Raw genomic sequence first — 22014 nt, 5'->3', positions numbered from 1 at the left:
AAAAAATGTACTTCAAAAAAATAATTTTTCTACTCCTTATTTTAAGCCTTCTTTTTCCGAGGCACATAAATGCGCAGGAAAATTTTTTTACGCCTTCGCCTACATTTAATCGCGGACGATTTACGGGAGTTGTTATTTCAGAAAGCTTGATTTACGCCGTAACTATGATTGGCTTGAGCCGTATTTGGTACAAGAAATATCCGCATTCTCCTTTTCATTTTTTTAACGATAATGGCGAGTGGCAACAAATGGATAAAATGGGTCATTTTACCACATCGTACAATGTGGGAAGATTAGGAATGGATGCTTTGCGTTGGAGTGGAGTAAGCAATCAACAATCTATTTGGTACGGCGGCAGCTTGGGTTTACTGTTTTTAGCGACGGTAGAAGTAGCAGACGGTTTTTCGAAAGAATGGGGATTTTCGATGGGAGATATGACAGCAAATACACTTGGTGCAACTTTGTTAATCGGGCAGCAATTGGCTTGGAATGAGCAACGTGTTTCTATGCAATTTTCCTATCATGCCAGCATTTATTCGAGTTATCGTCCGGATGAATTAGGCAGTAATTTGTGGGAAAATTTAGTGAAAGATTACAACGGACAAACCTATTGGTTTGCTGCAAATATTTCTTCTTTTGTGAAAACTGGAACTAATTTTCCGAAATGGTTGGATATGGATTTTGGTTACGGAGCAGAAGGAATGACGGGCGGTATGAAAAATCCAGAGATGAAAGATTCGCTTGGAAATCCGATTGTTTTTAAGCGTTATCGGAAATTTTTTTTCGCGCCAGGCGCCGATTTTACTCGCTTACCAAATGTTTCACCTTTTGTTGAAACCATTTTTGAAACCACTGATTTTATAAAAATTCCAGCGCCAACATTGGAATTTACTCAGAAAAAAGTTTATTTTAAACCCTTGTATTTTTGAGATGAAAAAAGCACTGACCTATTTGTGGAATAAGCATTCCGAAATCTATAAAATATTTATTTTTTTAGCAACGCTTATATTGATTGTCTTTCTATTTCCGAAACAAGGAAAATTCAAATACGATATTTCTGGAATTCAAGGAAAACCTTGGCAGCACGAAAATTTAATTGCTCCGTTTAATTTCTCCATCCAAAAAACAAATCAAGAATTAACGGCAGAAAAAAACGAATTGCTCAAAAATTTCAAACCGTATTTTAAAGTAAACCATACCGTTTTAGAATCTGAAAAAAAAATTTTCAATACCCATTTTATAGAAAATTGGAAAAGTGTAAAAGGAAAAGATTTAACGCTGGATGATTTAGATACCATCGAACATTCAGCCGCAACAATTGCATATTTAAAAGGACTTGCCATTCTCGATTCTGTTTACAAAAAAGGTATTGTTCAGTTAAGCGATGTGTTGGATAATAAACCGCCGGATTTCAGCATTTTTGTAGTGGAAAACAATACGTCTTCCGAAAAAGAATTAGCGGATTTTTATACCGTACAAACGGCTTATAATTTTATGGAACAAGCTGTTTCTTCCGATGAAAAAGAGGATAAAAAAGTATTGCTTCCGGTATTGGAAAATTGTATCGCACAAAATACTTTTTACGACAAAGATATTTCTGACAAAGCCTTAAAAGAGCAATTGGAAAGCCTTTCGCCTTCGCACGAAGAAATTGTAAAAGATCAAAGTATCATCGGAAAAGGTGAAATTGTGGATGCGGATAAATACGAAATATTACACTCTTTAAAGACAGAATACGAAGGACAAACTAATAACAGCAGTAATTATTTTTTCATTTTGGGCGGACAAATAATTGTTGTCTCGATTTGTTTATCGGTTTTATTTTTCTTCATTTTTCTGTTTCGAAAAAATGTTTTTTCAGACAACTCTCAACTTACTTTTATTTTATTGATGACTGTCATATTTGTAATGATGGCAGTATTTTCAGCGCAATACGATGTCAGCATTTACATCCTTCCGTTTTGTATTTTACCGATTATGACGCGTGCTTTCTTTGATACGCGCGTGGCGCTTTTTACACATTTGGTCAACATCCTGATTTTATCTTTTCTCGCGCCCAATCGTTTCGAATTTATTTTCATCGAATTAGTGGTGGGGATGGTTGCGATTTTCAGTATTTTAAATTTGGGAAAACGTTCTCAGATATTTTATTCTGCTGGAATTATTTTCTTTATGTATTGCTTGGCTTTTATAGGAATTTCAATTGTGGAAGGCGATACAAGCGAAGCCGTAAATTGGCACAATTATATTTATTTTTTGCTGAGTGCCGGACTTACACTTTTTTCGTATCCGCTTATTTTTGTTTTTGAAAAAACATTTGGTTTTATTTCGGATGTTTCTTTGATGGAATTGTGCGATACTAATAATCCGCTGTTGCGCGAATTGGCATCGAAAGCACCCGGTACGTTTCAACATTCTTTGCAAGTGGCAAACCTTGCGGAAGAAGCCATTTTTAGTATTGGCGGAAATCCTCAATTAGTGCGTACAGGCGCGCTGTATCACGATATCGGAAAAATGGATATGCCTTTTTTCTTTATCGAAAATCAAAGTACAGGCGTAAATCCGCACGAAGAATTACCCAGCGAAGAAAGTGCATCTATCATTATAAGCCACGTTATTAGAGGCATTGAGAAGGCACGAAAACATAAAATTCCTGAAAAAATTATTGATTTTATTCGTACGCATCACGGAACAATGGTTACTGCTTTTTTCTTTAATACGTATAAAAAACAAGTGTTGGATGGCATGTTGGATGAAAATGATTTCCGTTATCCAGGACCAATTCCGTATTCGAAAGAAACTGCTGTACTAATGATGGCAGACTCTGTAGAAGCAGCTTCTCGAAGTTTGAAATCTTTTGAAGAGGAAACCATTGAAGCTTTAATTGATAAAATTATCAACGGACAAATGGAGCAAAAACAATTTGACAATGCGGATATTACTTTCAAAGATATTACAACTGTTAAAAAAATTCTGAAACGTAAATTGGTCAATATTTACCACGTGCGGATGGAGTATCCGAAAAATTAATTTTTCAATGAGTAGATTCTGAATTGTTTTGAAATGATATTTTCCAACTAACGTAAAACCATTGTTAGCGATTGTGTTTATTGTTCGTCAAAGAAATCTTCGTCTAATTTTTTTACTTCGTAAGTTGCTTTAATTTGAATTCCTACATTAAATTCATGCATTAAATCAACTAATTTATTTCCGTCCAATAATATTATTTTATGATGCGCATTTTTTGCCTTTTCAATTGCTCCAACTAAGATTTACCCCAAGCAATTCTGTTGTTAACTAAATTTTCGCCGGATTTTGTTTTTTCTATTAATTGTTCTTCTGTTAGCTGCGAAAAATATTTTCCAATAACTAATTTTTGTAATTCTCTTGTGTGAATTGTTTCTTCATTACTCAATATTTCCAAAATTGGATTAAAGGTTTCGTGAAATTTAGGTATTTCTATATTCATTTTATAAATGTTTGTTCATTGTGCTTTTTTGGCAACATAACCACTATTACTCCGATTGCTGTACCCAAAATCACAATTTATTTCATAGCTCCTTATGAGTTTAATCTTATTAGCAATAATGTTCTAAGAAAATAAAGTTCCGAAGAGGCGAAATAATATTTCTCTTTGTACTCAATATTATTTCGCTCCCTCAGATCTAAAAATGGTTTAACGATTGCTTATTCATTATTACTATTTTGCTCCTATGGAGCAGAATAATAAGTCCTCCTTTGGAGATAATTTAGATGAGACTTTCCCTTACGCGCAGATTCCGTATCAAGTACAAAATGTCCCTTTTTTCAAGAAAAAAGAAATTAAAAAAATGATTTGAAAAATTATTTTTTTGAGGACTCTTTTTTTAATTTTCAAATCAATACTAAATCGCTTTTATCAAAAAATAATTTTTCTTCCCTTTTTGTATCAACAAGTATTTTCCATTCAATAAATTACTTGTATTTACTGATAGATTTAGGTCTTCCACTTTTAGTTTATTGAGCGAAACGCCTCCTCCTAAAATCATTTTTTTTGCTTCACCTTTAGAGGGGAAAATAATATTTTTATCCGAAACCAAATCAATAATATTGATTCCTTTTTCTAATTCTGTTTTTGAAACTTCTACTTGCGGAACACCTTCGAAAATAGTTAAAAAATCATTTTCCGAAAGTTCCTGAAGCGATTCTGTTGTGCCTTTTCCGAATAAAATTTCAGACGCTTCTTCAGCCGCTAAATAATCTGCTTCGGAATGTACGCGCAAAGTAATATCTTTCGCCAATGCTTTTTGCAACAGTCGCAGATGCGGTGCTTGCGCATGTTCTAACTCCATCGCTTCTATTTCTTGTTTCGAGAAAAGCGTAAAAATGCGGACGTAATTTTTCGCATCGTCATCAGTTGTATTCAACCAAAATTGGTAAAATTGGTACGGAGAAGTCTTTTTCGGATCTAACCAAATATTTCCACTTTCTGTTTTTCCGAATTTTGTTCCATCTGCTTTTTTAATTAATGGCGTTGTAAGTGCAAAAGCTGTTCCTGCCGACTTTCTGCGAATCAATTCCGTTCCAGTAACAATATTTCCCCATTGGTCGGAGCCGCCCATTTGCAGTTTCACATTTTTATTTTTCCAGAGATAATAAAAATCAAATCCTTGCACTAATTGGTAACTAAATTCGGTAAAAGACATTCCGTTTTCCAAACGATTTTTCACAGAATCCTTCGACATCATGTAATTTACAGTGATGTGTTTTCCGGTATCGCGAATAAATTCTAAAAAAGAAATATTTTTAAACCAGTCGTAATTATTAACTATTTCAGCCGAATTTTCTCCACAATTAAAATCTAAAAACTGACTGAGTTGTTTTTTTTGGCAATCCAAATTATGTTGTAAAGTGTTTTCATCCAACAAATTTCTTTCTTGCGATTTTCCCGATGGATCGCCTACCATTCCGGTAGCTCCGCCAACCAACACAATGGGTTTATGTCCGCATTTTTGGAAATGCAACAGTGTCATAATTTGCACCATATTTCCAACGCCCAAGGAATCAGCCGTTGGATCAAAACCTATATAGCCCGACACGATTTCTTTGTTTAAAATTTCTTCTGTTCCAGGCATTACATCGTGCAACATGCCACGCCATTTCAGTTCTTCTATAAAATTTTTGTTCACGTTCTATTTTTTGAGTCTTCGAAAAATTATTTTTTTGAGCGATGAAAATTTACAATTCTTTTCGTAGTCGCGCTACTGGAATATCTAATTGTTCTCGATATTTAGCAATGGTTCTACGCGCAATGTTGTATCCTTTTTCTTTCAATATTTTGGCAAGCGCATCGTCTGTAATCGGCTTTTTCTTGTTCTCTTCGCCTACACAATTCGAAAGAATTTTTTTCACTTCGCGTGTCGAAACTTCTTCGCCACTATCGGTAGAAAGCGATTCGGAGAAAAAAGATTTTATCAAAAAAGTACCAAAATGTGTTTGCACATATTTACTGTTCGCCACACGCGAAATGGTAGAAATATCCAAACCTACTTTTTCCGCAATGTCTTTTAAAATCATTGGGCGAAGTTTCGTTTCGTCGCCTTCTAAAAAATAGTCATGTTGATATTCCATAATCGCCTGCATCGTAATCAGCAAGGTTTCCTGACGTTGCTGAATGGCATCCATAAACCATTTGGCATCATCAATTTTTTGTTTCACAAAAAGTGCAGCTTGTTTTTTCGCGCGATCTTCCTTGTTCTTCGTGTACGTAGCCAACATCGCTTGATAATCTTTGCTCACACGTAAGGCAGGCGCATTACGAGAATTAAGCGAAATTTCTAATTCTCCTTCGTTGTTCGAAATCGTAAAATCAGGTGTAATTTGTTGAAATGTTTTTTCCGTATCTGCCGCAGAACTACCGGGTTTTGGGTTGAGTTTTAAAATTTCGTGAATCACATTTTTCAACACATCCGGATTGACATTTAATTTTTTTTCTATTTTATCGTAATGCTTTTTAGAAAATTCATCCATCATATCTTGCACCACTTTTATCGCCATCTCCACAATTTCTGTTTTCGGATGTTTGCGTTGCAACTGAATAAGAAGACATTCCTGTAAAGTTCGCGCGCCTACTCCTGCGGGATCAAATTCCTGAATTGTTCTTAAAAGTGAAAGTAATTCAGCTTCTGTTGTGTGAATGTTTTGAGAAAAAGCGATGTCATCCACTACTGAATTCAAATCTCTACGTAAATAGCCATCATCATCAATATTTCCGATTAAATATTCTGCAATTTGATGTTGTTTATCATTCAAGGCGCACATTCCCAACTGACTTTCCAACACATCGTGAAAACCAACGCCCGAAGCAAAAGGAACTTCTTTGCGATCGTCATCTGGTCCAGTATTTTTTACTTGTAATTTATACAGCGCGCCGTCATCATCGTCCATGTAATCGCTCATCGCGAAATCATCGCGCTCGTGGTCTTCATCGTGGGTTCCTTCATCAAAAGATTCATCTTGAAGCTCATCTGCGTCAGCATCGTTTTCGTCAGAACCTTCTTCCAGCGCAGGATTCGTTTCTATTTCTTCTTTTATTCTTTCTTCCAAAGCCACGGTTGGCAATTGCAACATTTTCATCAACTGAATTTGTTGTGGTGAAAGTTTTTGAAGAAGCTTTTGTTGTAATCTCTGATTTAACATTTTCTGTAAAATTAAAATTCAGCGTTTTGCGGAGTTCGCGGAAACGGAATCACATCGCGCACATTTGTCATACCAGTAATAAACATCACCAAACGTTCAAATCCGAGTCCGAAGCCGCTGTGTTCGCAGGTTCCAAATTTTCGTGTTTCTAAATACCACCACAAATGTTCTTCTTTTATTCCCATTTCCGTAACGCGTGAAATTAATTTTTCGTAATTTTCTTCGCGCTGTGATCCACCAATAATTTCTCCGATATACGGAAACAAAACATCCATTGCACGCACCGTTTTTCCGTCGTCATTTTGTTTCATGTAAAATGCTTTGATGTGTTTCGGATAATCCGAAAGAATAACAGGTGAAGCGAAATGATCCACCAAATAATTTTCGTGTTCCTTTTGCAAATCCGTTCCCCACTCGACTTTAAATTCAAATTTCTTTTCTGATTTCTGAAGGATTTCGACTGCTTCGGTATAAGACAATCGCTGAAAAGGCTTTACAGTAACAGATTTTAAACGATTCAATAATTCTTTGTCGTACATTGTATTTAAGAATTCCAAATCATCTTTGCAATGTTCCAAGGCGTAACGCACTAAATATTTCAGCATTTCTTCGGCTAAATCCATGTTATCATGAATATCGCAAAAAGCCATTTCTGGTTCAATCATCCAGAATTCCGCCAAATGGCGCGGTGTGTTTGAATTTTCTGCACGAAATGTAGGACCAAAAGTATAAACAGAACCCAAAGCCAATGCGCCCAATTCTGCTTCCAACTGACCGGAAACAGTGAGGTTGGTTTCTTTTCCGAAAAAATCTTTTTTGTAATTGATGGTTCCGTCTGGATTTTTTTCTGGATTTGCCAAATCAAAATTGGTAACGTGAAACATTTCTCCCGCGCCTTCTGCATCCGATCCTGTAATAATGGGCGCATGCAAATAGAAAAATCCTTTGTCGTTAAAAAATTTATGAATCGCGAAAGCCATTGCATGACGAATGCGCAAAACGGCTCCAAACGTATTGGTACGCGGACGCAAATGTGCTATTTCGCGAAGAAATTCGAGTGTGTGTCCTTTTTTCTGTAAGGGAAAAGTTTCCGCATCGGCAATGCCATACACTTCTATTTTCGTTGCTTGAATTTCCACGGCTTGTCCTTGTCCTTGTGATTGCACAAGTGTTCCTACTACGCCAATACACGCTCCGGTAGAAATATTTTTTAATGCTTCTTCACCGAAATTTGCAATCTCTACCACCACTTGTATGGAATGAATCACGGAGCCATCGTTGAGCGCAATAAACGCTACATTTTTATTTCCGCGCTTGGTGCGTACCCAACCTTTTGCTATTACTTCTTTTCCGTAATCTGCTGATTTCAGCAAATCAATCACCTTTGTTCTTTTAAGTGTCATAATTATTTTGATAAAAATCCGAATACAAAAAAACGAAATTTATACCGTTCGGCAAGGTTTTGTTAGAATATAATTGGAGAAAGAAAAAGATGTTTGAAAAATTATTTTTTTGAAGGTGAATTTTCGTGTTGATTTTAGGGCTTTGAAAAATTATTTTTTAAATTACTTCTTTAAAATCAAAGGTATTTTAACAGTATCATCCCAAAAATTTACTTTATAAGTATATCCATAATCAACTGGAAATACCCAATAATCAAGAGCCTTTGGATTATAAATACCATAAAGAATATCTTGTATTTTATTTCCGCGCATCAAAATGTAACGGTAGAATTTTTTTTCAAAAACTATAACAAATACATCTTTTAATGAATAGTAATACGAATTGGTTGGACTGGACGAATAACGACTATAAGAAGCGACATGAGGATATTTTATTTCTGCTGTTTTGTAATTCAATACAATATATTTATTCTTTTTTACACTATCACTTAATTCTTTTATCAAGTTATTTTCTGTTCTTATATCTACTTTCTGTTGTTGATAAATATCAGATGTATCACTTTCACTAAAAGCTAAATATTTACTATAAAGAAGCGCAAGTACTTTTGGATAATAATATTTAAACCGAACACTATCTGGATTGTAATTTGTTTTTAGTGCATTTAAAAATGAATTAATAATTGCGATTCTTTTTTTATCATCTACAACTTTGTTCTCATTTAAAAAATCTTTTTTGCTAATTAATTTTCCATTTACGTAGTTGCTTTCCTCTATCAATTTACCATCTGTGTTGTAAGTTTTTACCAAACCTTGTTGCTGTCCAGATTTATAATAGCCCACTTCTGCCTCTTTGTGATTAGAAAAATATTGAATATATTTTCCAGTAACAGCACCATTTTTATCGTAATGATATATTCCCGAAGTATCTTTTGGATAATCAAAATAAGTTACTGTCAATCCATATCGTCTTCCGTTTTTGTAAGTATAACTTGTTTTCACTTTATCAGTGTTGTCCCCACCATAAAAATATTCCATATCGGAATAGCTTAACAAAATACCATTGCCATTTTTGAATGTTCCTATATTTAAAGGAACTCCTTTAGTATCGTTACAAACCAATCGGTTTATCAGTAAATGATTTTTTAAAGAATCTTTCAATAACAATTGCCCATTTGCGCACCAATATTTTTTCACTTCAATTCCATTTGGCTCAGTAATTATTTCTTTCCTTTTTTGATGATTATTATACCAATCTACTTCTGTTTTAGTAGAATCTTTTCCATAAGAAGTATAATGCAATTGTTTATTTTGGGCTTTGCTAATTTGTGCAAAAGCAAAAATCAGAATTAGAAAAAATAGAAATTTTATTTTTCGTTTCATGCAATGTATTATTACAATAATTTGCGGTTCGATAAAAATACAATATTAAAAATGCGTTTCAAAAAATTATTTTTTTCGAGCATTAAAAAACCCGCGAAATTTTTCGCGGGTTTTTTAAAATAAAAATTTTATAAAATTATTGTGTCAAAGATTGTTGTTCTTTTTCTTGTTCTTTTTTATCGAAATATACTTTTTCTAAATCGCGGTATTCCATCGCATTGATGTCGAAATTTTTCACATATTTTTGAACCAAACGATAATTTTCTTCATAAAAAATTGGCATGTAAGCCGCATCGTCTATGCCCACTTGGTCGGCATCTTTATACAATTCAAAACGTTTGGTATCATCGGTTTCGCGCAAAGCCATGGAAAACAAAGAATCGAATTTGGCACTTTTATAACGCACAGAATTGATGTACGATTTTTCAGAAAGTGTTTTCGGAACATAAGGTCCGTAAAGCAAGGAAAGAAATGTTTCTGGATCGGGATAATCGGCAATCCAGCCCGTTCTCCAAAAAGTTGCTTTGCCCGTTTCCAATGCTTCTAAATGTTGCGCAAAAGGCATCACATTTATTTCTATATCTACATTCAAATTTTCTTTCAGCATCTTTTGGATGACTTCGGCAATCTGAATGTTTCTATCTCCTCCTCCACTGTTGGTTTGCAAGGTAATTTTCGGAAATCCTTTCCCGTTTGGATATCCTGCATCGGCAAGTAATTTTTGTGCCTTATTGACATCAAAATCATAGCCTTTTATGTCTTTGTAATCATAATTACTGAAGGAAGGTGGAACAATTCCGTAAAAGCCCGGAATGCCTTCTCCTTGCAGCGTAAACTTCACAATTTTTTCACGATCAATTGCGTAATTAAAGGCTTGGCGTACTTTTTTATTTTCGAAAGGAACAGTTTGATTTTGAAAACCGTAATAAAAAATACTCATCGCCGGTTCTACTTGCAAATTGAAATTGTTGACTTTTTTAGCATTTTGTACTTCGCCCACTATATCATCTATAAATTCGGTAGGAAGTTGAAAAACCATTTCTAAATGATCTTGCTTGAACTCGAGCAATTCCGATTTCTTTTCCTTGATAAAGCTCACTTTAACGGCATCTAAATACGGAAGTTGGTTCCCAAATTCGTCCACGTCCCAATATTTTGGATTGCGGGTTAAAATAACGGCATCGCCTTCTTTCATTTCTTTTACTTGAAAAGGTCCAGTACCAACGCATTTTGAACGCATATCAATTCCATATTTATCAATTGCTTCTTTTGGATACAGCCAACAGCCTGGCATCGTAAGTATGTTAAGAAAGCCCGCGAAAGGATATTTTAACGTAATTTGAATGGTGTAATCATCAATCACTTTTACTCCTGAAACGCCTCCAACCAAAGGCTTTTTATCAATAGTAGATTGATAATACTCATTAGCACCTTCTACGCGATCCTTAAAAGTAGCTTGGTATTGTTGGTTTTGCGGACTAACAGCACACAATTGATCAAAACAATATTTGAAATCTTTTGCAGTTACGGCTCTCCCTTTTCCGTCCGGAAAGCAAGCGTCATCTTGAAAATAAACATTTTTACGAAGGTAAAAAGTCCACGTTTTTGCATCTGGACTTTTATCCCATTTTTGAGCGATACAAGGTATTACTGTTAAATCGCTTTGCGAAAGTTTTACCAATCCTTCGTAAATTTGAGATGTAATGTGAAAACTGGTAATTTCCGTAACATTCAAAGGAAAAAGGCTCCTAAAATCTTCTACTTCATTCATCCGAAAAACGCCACCATAAGATACATTGCCTTTTGCGACGCGATTGTCTGTGTTATCATTGTGATTTCCGCCACATGAGCTCAAGAAACCCAATACAAGTAGGGTGTAAAAAATTTTCTTCATATATTCTTCGATGAATTAAAGCTAAAGTCAACTACATTACAAATGTAATGATTAAATTTAGAAATGATACTTTTTTTAAAGAAAAGTAAAAAAGCGTTCAAAAAATTATTTTTTTGAACTAAAAATCCAGTTCCACTAAAATCGGACAATGATCGGAATGTTTAGCTTGCGGAAAAATAACGGCACGTTTTAGTTTTGCTTCCAAGGGACTGCTCACCAAATGATAATCGATGCGCCAACCTAAGTTTTTTGCGCGCGAATTGGCGCGAAAACTCCACCAAGTATAATTGTGTGGCTCTGCATTAAAATGTCGGAATGTATCCACAAAACCACTTTTCATAAAACCGTCAATCCACGATCTTTCTTCCGGCAAAAAGCCCGAAGAATTGGCGTTACTCACCGGATTGTGAATGTCGATGGGTTTATGGCAAATATTATAATCGCCTGAAATAACCAGGTTTGGGAATTTTTTTTTCAAACCGTCAATGTATTTTTGAAAATCTTTGAGCCACTCCATTTTAAATGCTTGACGCTCCTCTCCGCTGGAGCCCGAAGGCATGTAAACGCTCATTACCGAAAAATTTTCGAAATCGGCGCGTAAAACTCTTCCTTCCGCATCGTATTTTTCGATGCCACAACCGTATTCTACGTGTTTGGGTTTTTGTTTCGATAAAATGGCAACACCGCTGTAACCCTTTTTCTGAGCGGGATACCAATAATGATGATAGCCTGCATTTTCGAAAAGCGTGAGATCTAATTGTTCTGGATTTGCTTTTATTTCCTGCAAACAAACAATGTCTGGATCGGTTGCTTTTAGCCAATCCATCCAACCTTTGCTAAGTGCCGATCGAATACCATTTACATTATAGGATATAATTTTTTTCATTTTTTTACGTATTGTATAATTGTCAAAAGTATAAATTAAACTAAAAATCAATAAATTCGACTTGTGAAAATTTTTTTTTCGATTTTCCTTGTTTCTATTTTAGCTTCGCCTTGCACTGTTTTCGCGCAAAGCGGAAGCAATATACACACCAAATTTATTTTCTTATCTGAAAAAGATACCGTAAAAATAGATTCGTTGAGCATTATTCCGGGCTCTTTGAAAATTAATTTTTCGGACACCGTAAAAATGGATTCTGCTTTTTATCGCATAGATTATGTGAATGCCTTACTTATTTTTGATCTAAAAAAAATACCTCAAAAACAGGTTGCCGGAAAAAAGGTTTTTCTCTCCTATCGTGTCTTTCCATACTTATTTTCACAATCGCGGCAGCATAAAAATGTCGATAAAATTCGTCCAGATATTTTTGGAAACTACAATCCTTTTGAATACGATGTGGACAAAACAACCGACACAGATCCCTTTAAAACGACAGGGTTAAACAAAAGCGGCAGTATTTCCAGAGGTATTACTATGGGCAATACGCAAGATGTTTCTGTCAATTCGAATTTGAATTTGCAGCTTTCCGGACATTTGACTAATAATATTGATATTTTAATGGCGGCTACGGATAATAATATTCCAATCCAGCCCGATGGAAATACGCAGCAATTGCAGCAGTTCGATAGAGTTTTTATTCAATTAACAGATAAACGTTCCAAATTAATTGCGGGCGATTTTTTACTTACGCGACCCAACAGTTATTTTATGGTTTTTGATAAAAAAGCCTCTGGCTTGAGCTTTTCCACACTGTTCCCGATTTCGTCCACTAAAAAAGATACCTCAAAAGTGATGAAGACAACTTTCAGCGCTGCTATTTCTAAAGGAAAATTTTCGCGCAATGAAATTATTGGAATTGATGGAAACCAAGGACCGTATCGCTTAAATGGCGCAGAAAACGAATTGTATGTCATCGTTTTATCTGGAACAGAACAAATTTATATTGACGGGCAACTGATGGTGCGCGGGCAAGACAACGATTACGTAATTAATTATAATACTGCCGAAGTTACGTTTACACCGAAACACATTATCACAAAAGATACGCGGATTGTGGCGCAATTCCAATATTCCGACCAAAATTACGTACGCTCACTCGTTCATTTTGGAGACGAATACGATACCAAAAAATTGAAACTGCGTTTTAATGCCTATTCGGAACAAGATAGTAAAAGTCAACCGCTGCAACAACAACTTACACAACAACAAAAACAATTAATAGCAAGCGTTGGAGATAGCATTCAGCAAGCTATAACGCCGAGTGTCGACAGTGTTGCTTTTAATAATTCGGAAGTATTATATGCCAAAAAAGACACGATTGTTAATTTTATTACATATCCGATTTATGCCTATTCTATTGATTCTACGAAAGCCCATTTTCAACTAAGTTTCGGGCTAGTAGGACAAGGAAAAGGAAATTACAATCCGATAAATTCAAGTGCCAACGGAAAAGTCTTTCAGTGGATTACTCCTATAAGTGGCGTACCGCAAGGCGCTTACGAACCAGTTGCTTTACTCGTTACGCCTAAAAAGAAACAAATGCTGACACTCGGCGCCGATTACTTGCTTTCGAAATACAGTAATGTAACAGTAGAAACAGCTTTGAGCAATAACGATGTCAATACTTTTTCGACTATCGGCAAGCAAAACGATGTAGGCTACGGCTTGAAAATGAAACTCAATAATGTAATTCCGTTGAGCAGCGACAGTATGGAGCGAAAGAAAATGGATTTCTGGAATTTTATTTCTTCTATAGATTATGAAGCCGTTCAGAAAAATTTTGCACCGATTGAAACGTATCGAAGCACCGAATTTGATCGCGATTGGAACCGTAGCAATTCAACCATTTACAACAACCAAAATATTTTTGGCGCCAACCTCGGCTTATCTAATCAAACCAAAGGAATGATCAATTATACGTTTAATACTTTTTATGAAGGCAACGATTACAATGCTTTGAAAAATGGCTTGTCTGGAAACTATAAAGATAAAAATTTCATGCTTAATTTCAACGGAAGTTATCTCAATACAAAAACATTAGTGGATAAAACTGATTTTTTACGGCACTATATTTCCGCCTCTCAAAAAATTATTTTTTTGATAATAGGTTTGAAAGAAGCTTCCGAAGTGAATCATTTTATCAATAAGAATTCGGACAGTTTACAAGCAAACAGTTATCAGTTTTTTCAACAAGAAGCTTTTATCAGCAATGCAGATACAGTAAAAAACAAATGTGCCTTCGATTATTTACAACGCACTGATTATGCAGAAAAAAACAATGGCTTGCAAAAAGCCGATTTTGCTCGAAATTTTTCATTCAATTTTAATTTTTTGAAGAATAGTAATAGCTTGTTCAAAGCCACTATTACCTATCGTCAATTACAAATTTTGGACACCACCATTTCGCTGCAAAAGCCGGATAACTCTGTATTGGGAAGAATTGAATACAATTTTCGAGCATTTAAAGGTACACTTACCTCCAACTCTTTTTATCAAATCGGATCTGGTTTACAAGCCAAACAACAATACACATATATTCAAGTTCCACCAGGACAAGGCGTTTACACTTGGGTAGATTATAATGGCGACGGCATCAAGGAATTAAACGAGTTTCCGATTGCGGCTTTTCCAGATCAAGCAGATTATATCCGCGTTTATACGCCCACCAATCAATACATAAAAACGTATACCGACCAGTTTAGTGAACAACTTAACCTGCGACCCGCAGCTATTTGGGCAAATAAAACGGGCTTCAAAAAAATAATTTCTCACTTCTCCGATCAAACAGCGTATCGCACCGACAAGCAAACAACCAATAGCAATTTAATTACGGCGTACAATCCTTTTATGCAAAGCACATTGGATACCAGTTTGGTTTCGCTCAACTCTTCTTTTCGGAACACCATTTTTTTTAATCCCTTAGATCCCGTTTTCGGGATAGATGCCGGTTGGCAAAACATCAGCAATAAATCATTGCTTACTTATGGATTGGATGCGCGCGTAAATACTTACAAAGAAGTAAACTTGCGTTGGAATCTTTCTCAAAAATGGACCTTCACAAGCAATTATCAAGACGGAGTGAAACTCAGTAATTCGCAATACTTTATTGCCAATAATTACAACATCCGTTATTATCAGGCAACGCCGAAAGTTAGCTATCAACCCGGAAGTGTTTTCCGCCTCAGCTTTGCATTTAAATATACCGACAAACAAAATAGTGTGGGCGATGGCGGACAAAATGCCATCGAACAAGATTATACGACCGAACTAAAATACAATGTGCTTTCCACCGGGAGTTTTAATTTGAAAGCAGATTATGTGAACATTAATTATAACGGATTGGCAAATACAGCTCTCGCTTTCGAAATGTTGGACGGCTTACGAAACGGAAATAATTTTACTTGGGGTATTTCGTACCAACGCAATCTTTCCAATAACATGCAATTAAGCATTACTTACGACGGACGGAAATCGGAAGGCGTTAATATTGTAAACACCGGAGGCGCACAAGTAAGAGCCTTTTTTTAAATGAGTTGTACCGCAAAGAATATTTTTTTGATTGATAGATTTTTAAATCTATTTTAGCTGTTTGAAATATAATTTTCAAACCTATCTATTGAAGGCAAAAAACTTATTTGTAAGCGCAGCTTATAAGTTTAATCAGTTACGAAGTGCAACGCACAAAGCCAATGCTTCATCTTCGCGCCTACGAGGGGATTGGCGGCTAATATGAAAGGCTAAAAAAGATGAGTAAAAAAGTTCGAAATCTTATTATTGCCACGCTTGTATCATTCGCTATTCTACTATTTCGGACACCATGTTTACTATTTTTGATAATTTGTTCATTTACGAGGTATTCTTTTGAAGAAGATCTTTCATTTTGATGCTCTATATAAGCACCTGTTTTAGTATAAAAGAGCCCTTTTTAGAGCAGAAAGTTAAGAGTGTTGGTTTGATCTTTCCTGAATAACTGATATTCAGCGAAAATACTTATCGAACCGCAAAACCTAATGAAATAATAGAACTAATTGTACTGTTGGTAAGAATTTTAAAAAACAATAAAAAAGGGAAATTCGCTATTTTTAGTGAATTTCCCTTTTTTGTAGCCCGTAGGGGAATCGAACCCCTGTTACCAGGATGAAAACCTGACGTCCTAACCCCTAGACGAACGGGCCATTTTTTAAAATGGAGCGCAAATGTATGTTATTTTTTCTCTTTCTACAAAAAAAAGAGGGAATAAGTAAAATCAGAAAAAATATTTGTGTACGCACTTGCAAAAATTTGCATTAATCAATCTGATCGTTGTCTGCCTGAAAGCGGAAACCCAGCCGTTTTCCAGTTTTAATTTGTAAATTATCGGTTACTTCTTGCATTTCAGAAACACTGACTTCTTTTACCGTATCAAAAGGCGGCGTCAATAAATCAAAACTTAAGCAATACAAAATAGCGGATTCTAATATATTTTCAAGCTTAGTGGAATCAATTGTTTCGTTTACAAAATCATTGTATAAAAAGCCTAATTGCCTTTTGCCTTCTACAAAATAATGAGAATCTTTGTTGATAAAAATACGTCCAATCATGTATCCAACATCGCTGGTGCGATTGTATTTAAAGGAATCTGATAAGAAATTGTAAATGTTTATGATGCCACAATACGAACGGGATGCATCGTCTTTCAAGTAGGATGTTTTCCACAAAGCGTGGCTTTTATCGAATTCGAAAATATTGGTGTGCATGTAAAAAATGAGAATGTCATCTGCTACGGCAAGTTCGAATTCGAGTGGACCTTTATCCTTGTAAACAACAGAAATTTTAATATTCGAAGAATCCATTTTCCCATTCAAATCGTTTGCCGTTTTTTTAGCAATTTTTTTCAAATCTTCAAAAGCCGCATTCCTGTTTTCGGCTATTTTTAAATTCATTCCTCCTTTTTCTTTCAGCGTTTTGAGGATGAGTTCGTGCGGATTTTCTTTTTGTGCCATGATAAATGAGGTCTAACAAATATATTATTAATTAATATGCTTTGGCAAACATGACGCGTTGCACGGAAGGCTTTCCCGTTAAAATACACGTTCCGTTTTCTTTTTTATTGTTCAAGGGAATACAGCGAATCGTAGCTTTTGTTTCGTCTTTTATTTTTTGCTCTGTTTCCGATGTTCCATCCCAATGTGCCATTACAAATCCGCCTTTTTCGTTGATTACTTTTTTAAATTCTTCGTAGGAATTTACTTCCACCGTCATTTTTTCTTTGAAATTTTTTGCCTTCTCAAAAAGATTTTTTTGAATCTCTTCTAATAAAGCTGGAATTTTTGTTTCGATTTCATCCAGACGAATGGTTTCTTTTGTTTTCGTGTCTCTACGGGCAATTTCAGCTGTTTTGTTTTCCATATCTCTTGCGCCAATGGCAATTCTGATTGGAATGCCTTTCATTTCATATTCAGCAAATTTCCAGCCAGGTCTCTGCGTATCGCGATCATCATACTTTACAGAAACACCTTTTTCTTCCAAGGATCTTTTAATTTTCAAAACTGTTTCAGAAATGGCTTGAAGTTGTTCTTCGCCTTTGTAAATAGGAACAATAACTACTTGTATCGGCGCTAATTTTGGAGGAATTACCAAGCCTTGATCATCCGAATGCGCCATAATTAATGCCCCCATCAATCGCGTGGAAACGCCCCAAGATGTTGCCCAAACGTAATCCAGTATACCTTCTTTATTTGTAAATTTTACATCGAATGCTTTCGCGAAATTTTGTCCAAGAAAATGAGAAGTACCCGCTTGCAATGCTTTTCCATCTTGCATCAACGCTTCAATGCAATAGGTTTCAATCGCACCTGCAAAACGTTCATTTTCTGTTTTCACTCCTTTTACAACAGGTAAAGCCATCCAATTTTCAGCAAAATCAGCATACACATCCAACATTTGTTCCGCTTCTTTCACTGCTTCCGCAGAAGTAGCATGCGCTGTGTGGCCTTCCTGCCAAAGGAATTCGGTTGTACGTAAAAATAATCGTGTTCGCATTTCCCAGCGTACTACGTTTGCCCATTGATTAATAAGTAAAGGTAAATCACGATACGATTGAATCCAACCTCTGTACGTATCCCAAATAATGGTTTCTGAAGTAGGCCGAACAATTAATTCTTCTTCTAATTTGGCATCTTCATCCACAATGATTCCAGAACCATTGGGTGCATTTTTTAAACGATAATGCGTTACAACAGCACATTCTTTCGCAAAACCTGCTACGTGGCTGGCTTCTTTACTAAAATAAGATTTCGGAATAAAGAGCGGAAAATAGGCATTGGAATGTCCAGTATCTTTAAACTTTTTATCCAATACGGCTTGCATTTTTTCCCAAATAGCATAACCGTGAGGTTTTATAACCATGCAACCTTTAACAGCTGAATGTTGTGCTAAATCAGCCTTTTCAACCAAATCGTTGTACCATTGCGAATAATTTTCTTCTCGGTTCATAAATTCTTTTTTCTCTATTTTAGATTTGTGGTATAATATTTGTAATTTTAAATTTCAAATTTATTTTTTCATCCCAAAAAATGAATGACAAAAATAGAAAATAAAAAATTAAACCTTTACATCGTTTTAGTATCTAAATAATAAATCGGAGGACATCATGAAAACAATCGTAAAAATAGTTGCAGCAGGAAGTCTACTTTTCGCAGGCAGTTGCATCGCCCCTCAAGGGTTGAGTCAAAGTCGTAACAACTCATCTACTTCAGATGATGTCTATTATACTCCTTCCAACGATGCAAATACTTCGGCGCAAAATAACACCACGCCTCCACAGAATTCGAATAATTCGCAACAAAATAATCCGTCGAACAACGGTGATGCGACTAATCAGAATCAAAATAATCAGTCGAATAATGGCTATGCGACTAATCAGAATCAAAATAATAATTATCAATCGAATCAAAATAATTCCGGAGATAGCTCGAATTATTACAACAACAACAATCAGCAAGCGAATAACGGAAATTACAATGACGACGATGCTTACGCAAATGACGACAACTACGATCCGAGCGATTACAATGATTATGAATATTCTGCCAGAATCCGCCGTTTTGACAATCCTTCCGATTTAGGTTATTACGATGATTATTATACCAATACCTATTGGTACAACTATAATCCATATCAATTTGGAATGAGCATTTACATGGGATCTCCTTGGTGGGGACCTGCTTACTATGGCTATTCTTATTTCCCTGGTTATTATGGAGGTTTTACATACGGTTTTGGTTACAATCCATGGAATTATTATGGAGGAGGCTATGGTTATGGTTATGGTTGGGGTGGTGGTTATGGCTATAACAATGGCTGGGCTGGTTGCAACAGTAGTTATTATTACAACAGCTACGACAATAACAGTTATTACTACGGACCGAGATTTTCAAATTCCTCAAACAGTAGAATAACAACTCATCCGAACAATGTTTCGAATACTACTTTTGCACAACGTTATCAAAGTGCTGTAAATGGAAGTATGGGGCATAATAATCCGGAACTCTTTGTTTCTCACTCTAATGTGACAAATTTAACTGCTTCATCGGAAAAAATGTCACAACCTGTGCATGTGGCAGCATCTTATGATAGAGTAAATAACTTATCGAAGACTACTAAAAACCAATCGGTACAACGGATAAATACAACAGCTCCACATCTTTCAAATACTGCAGTAAATTCAAATCGTCAAAATACTCAGCCAGCACATTATAACAACAATTCTCAACAAGCGCCTCAATACCATAATAACAACCAAAATAACCGTCAGCAACGTTATAATGGAAACCAAAATAATAATTATCGTTATAACGGATCGGGTCAGCATTACAACACAGCTCCTAGGAGCAATTCCTACAACCGCTCCTACTACAATGGTGGTGGTCATAGCTCTAACGGCGGTGGCGGAAATCACGCTTCTTATGGAGGTGGTGGTCATGCTTCTTATGGCGGTGGCGGTGGACATGCTTCCTACAGTGGCGGCGGCGGAGGCGGACATTCATCCGGTGGCGGCGGTCATGCGAGCAGTGGAAGACGCTAAATAAACAGTAAAAAATAATTGTATGAAAAAGATAATTTTTATAATTGGAGTGGGGTGTGCTATGTCCATATCCTCCTTCGCACAAAATGATTTAGATGTTTTGCGCTATTCTCAAACTACTTTTGGTGGAACAGCCAGATATTCCAGTATGGGAGGTGCTTTTGGAGCCTTGGGGGCAGATTTCTCCTCTTTGAGTGAGAATCCAGCAGGGATTGCACTTTTTCGACAAACGGAAATTTCTTTTACGCCTTCCCTTTTCAATCAAACAACGGATGCTACTTACAACGGAAATTCGACCAGCGATAACAAATACAATTTCAATTTTGGAAATGCTGGAATAGTTGCTACGTATAAAAATCATCGTGGCGAAGAGAATGGAAATAAAAATCGCTGGGTAAGTTTTAATTTTGGTTTCGGTTATAACCGACAAAATAATTTTAACAACAGCATTGATATTAAAGGAACAAATAATAGCAGTTCTCAATTAGATGATTTTGTGGCAGGTGCTAACGGAACATCGTACGCCAATTTGAATCCTTTTTCAGCTGGCTTAGCTTTTAATATTGGTTTAATTGATACCGTACCTGGCAATCAGGCACAATATCAAAACAGCAGCATTCCTAAAGGAACTCCCATCACCCAAGAAAAAGCCATTGTAACTTCTGGTTCTATGGGCGAAACTGTAATTAGTTTTGGTGGAAATTATGGTAATAAACTTTTTGTAGGTGGTACTGTAGGAATTGATCGAATTCATTACGATGAGTCTTCTGTCTATACAGAAACGATTCTTAATCAGAGTTTAACTCATTTATCCAATTACTCTTATTCTGACAATGTCAGTACGGAAGGAACTGGTATTAATTTAAAGTTCGGATTGATTTATCGGCTCAACGATTTTATCCGAATTGGCGGATCATTTCATACGCCTACTTTGTACAACATGACCGATGTCTATTCCAATTCTATAACTGCTGTGGATGACAAAGGAATTCAATACAACAGCCAATCGCCGCAAGGAAATTATAATTATACATTAGCAACACCCATGCGTGCCACAGGAAGTATTGCTTTTATCATTGCTAAAAAGGGCTTGCTCAGTGCTGATTACGAGTTTGAAGATTATTCCACCGCCAGTTTAGGCTCTTCTACTCCTGGTACATTTACGGATGTAAATAATAGTATTCAAACCAAATATACCGCAGCAGGAAATATTCGCGTTGGAGCAGAATACCGCATTGTTCCTCCCATTAGTATTCGCGCAGGATATGCTTTGTACGGAAACCCTTTTAGTTCCAATCCCGAAAATGCTGGTATAAACGGACAAAAAACAAGCTATACAGCTGGTTTTGGTGTTCACAACAATAATTATTTTGTAGATTTTGCATACGTTTACAACACGTACAATCAAACGTATTATCTCTATAATCCAAGTTTGGTAAATCCAGCTCAAAATCACATGATCAACTCCAGTTTTATGGTTACAATTGTGTTTAGATATTAATTTTTGAATTCCTTTTGTAGGAAAATAAATTCTCGTGCTCGAAAAATTATTTTTTCGAGCACTTTTTTTTGCACCTTTTTTCATCTTTGAAAAATTATTTTTTTGAACGCCTAAAAAATTATTTTTCATTTAATAAAATCAAAGCAGATT

General features: G+C 35.7%; 14 protein-coding genes and 1 tRNA gene. 5 read left to right on the top strand and 10 right to left on the bottom strand.

Translation table 11 applies throughout. From position 1 onward, the window contains the following. The first annotated feature begins 5 nt into the window (after nt 1-5). Both ABIZ51_00165 and ABIZ51_00160 read left to right on the top strand, forming a co-directional pair. Nucleotides 6-929, top strand: coding sequence for a DUF2279 domain-containing protein (locus tag ABIZ51_00165; protein MEO7087187.1), 924 nt, complete (start codon nt 6-8; stop codon nt 927-929). A 1-nt stretch (nt 930) separates the two neighbouring features. Beyond that, a complete protein-coding gene (locus ABIZ51_00160) occupies nt 931-3030 on the top strand; it encodes an HDIG domain-containing metalloprotein (GenBank protein MEO7087186.1) in 2100 nt (699 codons plus the stop codon). 235 nt (nt 3031-3265) lie between these two features. On the opposite strand, the gene ABIZ51_00155 is transcribed toward ABIZ51_00160, so the two are convergent. The 7 genes from ABIZ51_00155 to ABIZ51_00125 all read right to left on the bottom strand — a co-directional run bounded on the left by ABIZ51_00155 (nt 3266) and on the right by ABIZ51_00125 (nt 12241). Beyond that, nucleotides 3266-3469, bottom strand: coding sequence for a winged helix-turn-helix domain-containing protein (locus ABIZ51_00155; protein ID MEO7087185.1), 204 nt, complete (start codon nt 3467-3469; stop codon nt 3266-3268). A gap of 415 nt (nt 3470-3884) precedes the next feature. Next, entirely contained in the window at nt 3885-5168 is a 1284-nt protein-coding gene (gene tyrS / locus ABIZ51_00150; GenBank protein MEO7087184.1) for a tyrosine--tRNA ligase, read from the bottom strand. A gap of 49 nt (nt 5169-5217) precedes the next feature. After that, the gene (gene rpoN / locus ABIZ51_00145; GenBank protein MEO7087183.1) at nt 5218-6678 is read right to left on the bottom strand and encodes an RNA polymerase factor sigma-54; all 1461 of its coding nucleotides are present in this window, start codon (nt 6676-6678) and stop codon (nt 5218-5220) included. An 11-nt stretch (nt 6679-6689) separates the two neighbouring features. Continuing rightward, nucleotides 6690-8081: an asparagine--tRNA ligase gene (gene asnS / locus ABIZ51_00140; GenBank protein ID MEO7087182.1), complete on the bottom strand. Its 1392-nt coding sequence runs from the start codon at nt 8079-8081 to the stop codon at nt 6690-6692. 162 nt (nt 8082-8243) lie between these two features. Continuing rightward, on the bottom strand, nt 8244-9461 hold the full coding sequence (locus tag ABIZ51_00135) for a hypothetical protein (GenBank protein MEO7087181.1): 1218 nt from the start codon (nt 9459-9461) through the stop codon (nt 8244-8246). Nucleotides 9462-9597: 136 nt separating this feature from the next. Continuing rightward, entirely contained in the window at nt 9598-11355 is a 1758-nt protein-coding gene (locus tag ABIZ51_00130; GenBank protein ID MEO7087180.1) for an ABC transporter substrate-binding protein, read from the bottom strand. A 118-nt stretch (nt 11356-11473) separates the two neighbouring features. Further along, nucleotides 11474-12241 carry an exodeoxyribonuclease III gene (locus tag ABIZ51_00125; protein ID MEO7087179.1) on the bottom strand — a complete coding sequence of 256 codons (768 nt, stop codon included), beginning with the start codon at nt 12239-12241 and terminating at the stop codon, nt 11474-11476. Nucleotides 12242-12304: 63 nt separating this feature from the next. Here ABIZ51_00125 and ABIZ51_00120 point away from each other — a divergent pair, with 63 nt between their 5' ends. After that, nucleotides 12305-15826, top strand: coding sequence for a hypothetical protein (locus tag ABIZ51_00120; GenBank protein ID MEO7087178.1), 3522 nt, complete (start codon nt 12305-12307; stop codon nt 15824-15826). A 575-nt stretch (nt 15827-16401) separates the two neighbouring features. On the opposite strand, the gene ABIZ51_00115 is transcribed toward ABIZ51_00120, so the two are convergent. From ABIZ51_00115 to proS, 3 genes are all read right to left on the bottom strand, one after another. After that, a tRNA-Glu gene (locus ABIZ51_00115) sits at nt 16402-16473 on the bottom strand. Nucleotides 16474-16584: 111 nt separating this feature from the next. Further along, nucleotides 16585-17280 (bottom strand): hypothetical protein, encoded by a 696-nt coding sequence (locus tag ABIZ51_00110; GenBank protein MEO7087177.1) that lies wholly within the window; start codon nt 17278-17280, stop codon nt 16585-16587. A gap of 31 nt (nt 17281-17311) precedes the next feature. Further along, a complete protein-coding gene (gene proS / locus ABIZ51_00105) occupies nt 17312-18772 on the bottom strand; it encodes a proline--tRNA ligase (protein MEO7087176.1) in 1461 nt (486 codons plus the stop codon). Nucleotides 18773-18929: 157 nt separating this feature from the next. Between proS and ABIZ51_00100 the strand changes: the two genes are divergently transcribed. Beyond that, nucleotides 18930-20363 carry a hypothetical protein gene (locus ABIZ51_00100; protein MEO7087175.1) on the top strand — a complete coding sequence of 478 codons (1434 nt, stop codon included), beginning with the start codon at nt 18930-18932 and terminating at the stop codon, nt 20361-20363. A gap of 22 nt (nt 20364-20385) precedes the next feature. Then, nucleotides 20386-21864: a hypothetical protein gene (locus ABIZ51_00095; GenBank protein ID MEO7087174.1), complete on the top strand. Its 1479-nt coding sequence runs from the start codon at nt 20386-20388 to the stop codon at nt 21862-21864. Nucleotides 21865-22014 lie beyond the last annotated feature (150 nt).

The organism is Bacteroidia bacterium (assembly GCA_039924845.1).
Lineage (GTDB): Bacteria > Bacteroidota > Bacteroidia > DATLTG01 > DATLTG01 > DATLTG01.
This window is presented reverse-complemented; position numbering and strand designations above follow the sequence as displayed.

Bases quoted from the DNA above. Each gene is read 5' to 3' on its own strand.
- ABIZ51_00110 (MEO7087177.1), bottom strand. From the start codon at position 17,280: ATGGCACAAAAAGAAAATCCGCACGAACTCATCCTCAAAACGCTGAAA.
- ABIZ51_00165 (MEO7087187.1), top strand. From the start codon at position 6: ATGTACTTCAAAAAAATAATTTTTCTACTCCTTATTTTAAGCCTTCTT.
- ABIZ51_00095 (MEO7087174.1), top strand. From the start codon at position 20,386: ATGAAAAAGATAATTTTTATAATTGGAGTGGGGTGTGCTATGTCCATA.
- ABIZ51_00125 (MEO7087179.1), bottom strand. From the start codon at position 12,241: ATGAAAAAAATTATATCCTATAATGTAAATGGTATTCGATCGGCACTT.
- ABIZ51_00155 (MEO7087185.1), bottom strand. From the start codon at position 3,469: ATGAATATAGAAATACCTAAATTTCACGAAACCTTTAATCCAATTTTG.
- ABIZ51_00160 (MEO7087186.1), top strand. From the start codon at position 931: ATGAAAAAAGCACTGACCTATTTGTGGAATAAGCATTCCGAAATCTAT.
- ABIZ51_00100 (MEO7087175.1), top strand. From the start codon at position 18,930: ATGAAAACAATCGTAAAAATAGTTGCAGCAGGAAGTCTACTTTTCGCA.
- proS (MEO7087176.1), bottom strand. From the start codon at position 18,772: ATGAACCGAGAAGAAAATTATTCGCAATGGTACAACGATTTGGTTGAA.
- asnS (MEO7087182.1), bottom strand. From the start codon at position 8,081: ATGACACTTAAAAGAACAAAGGTGATTGATTTGCTGAAATCAGCAGAT.
- rpoN (MEO7087183.1), bottom strand. From the start codon at position 6,678: ATGTTAAATCAGAGATTACAACAAAAGCTTCTTCAAAAACTTTCACCA.
- ABIZ51_00130 (MEO7087180.1), bottom strand. From the start codon at position 11,355: ATGAAGAAAATTTTTTACACCCTACTTGTATTGGGTTTCTTGAGCTCA.
- ABIZ51_00135 (MEO7087181.1), bottom strand. From the start codon at position 9,461: ATGAAACGAAAAATAAAATTTCTATTTTTTCTAATTCTGATTTTTGCT.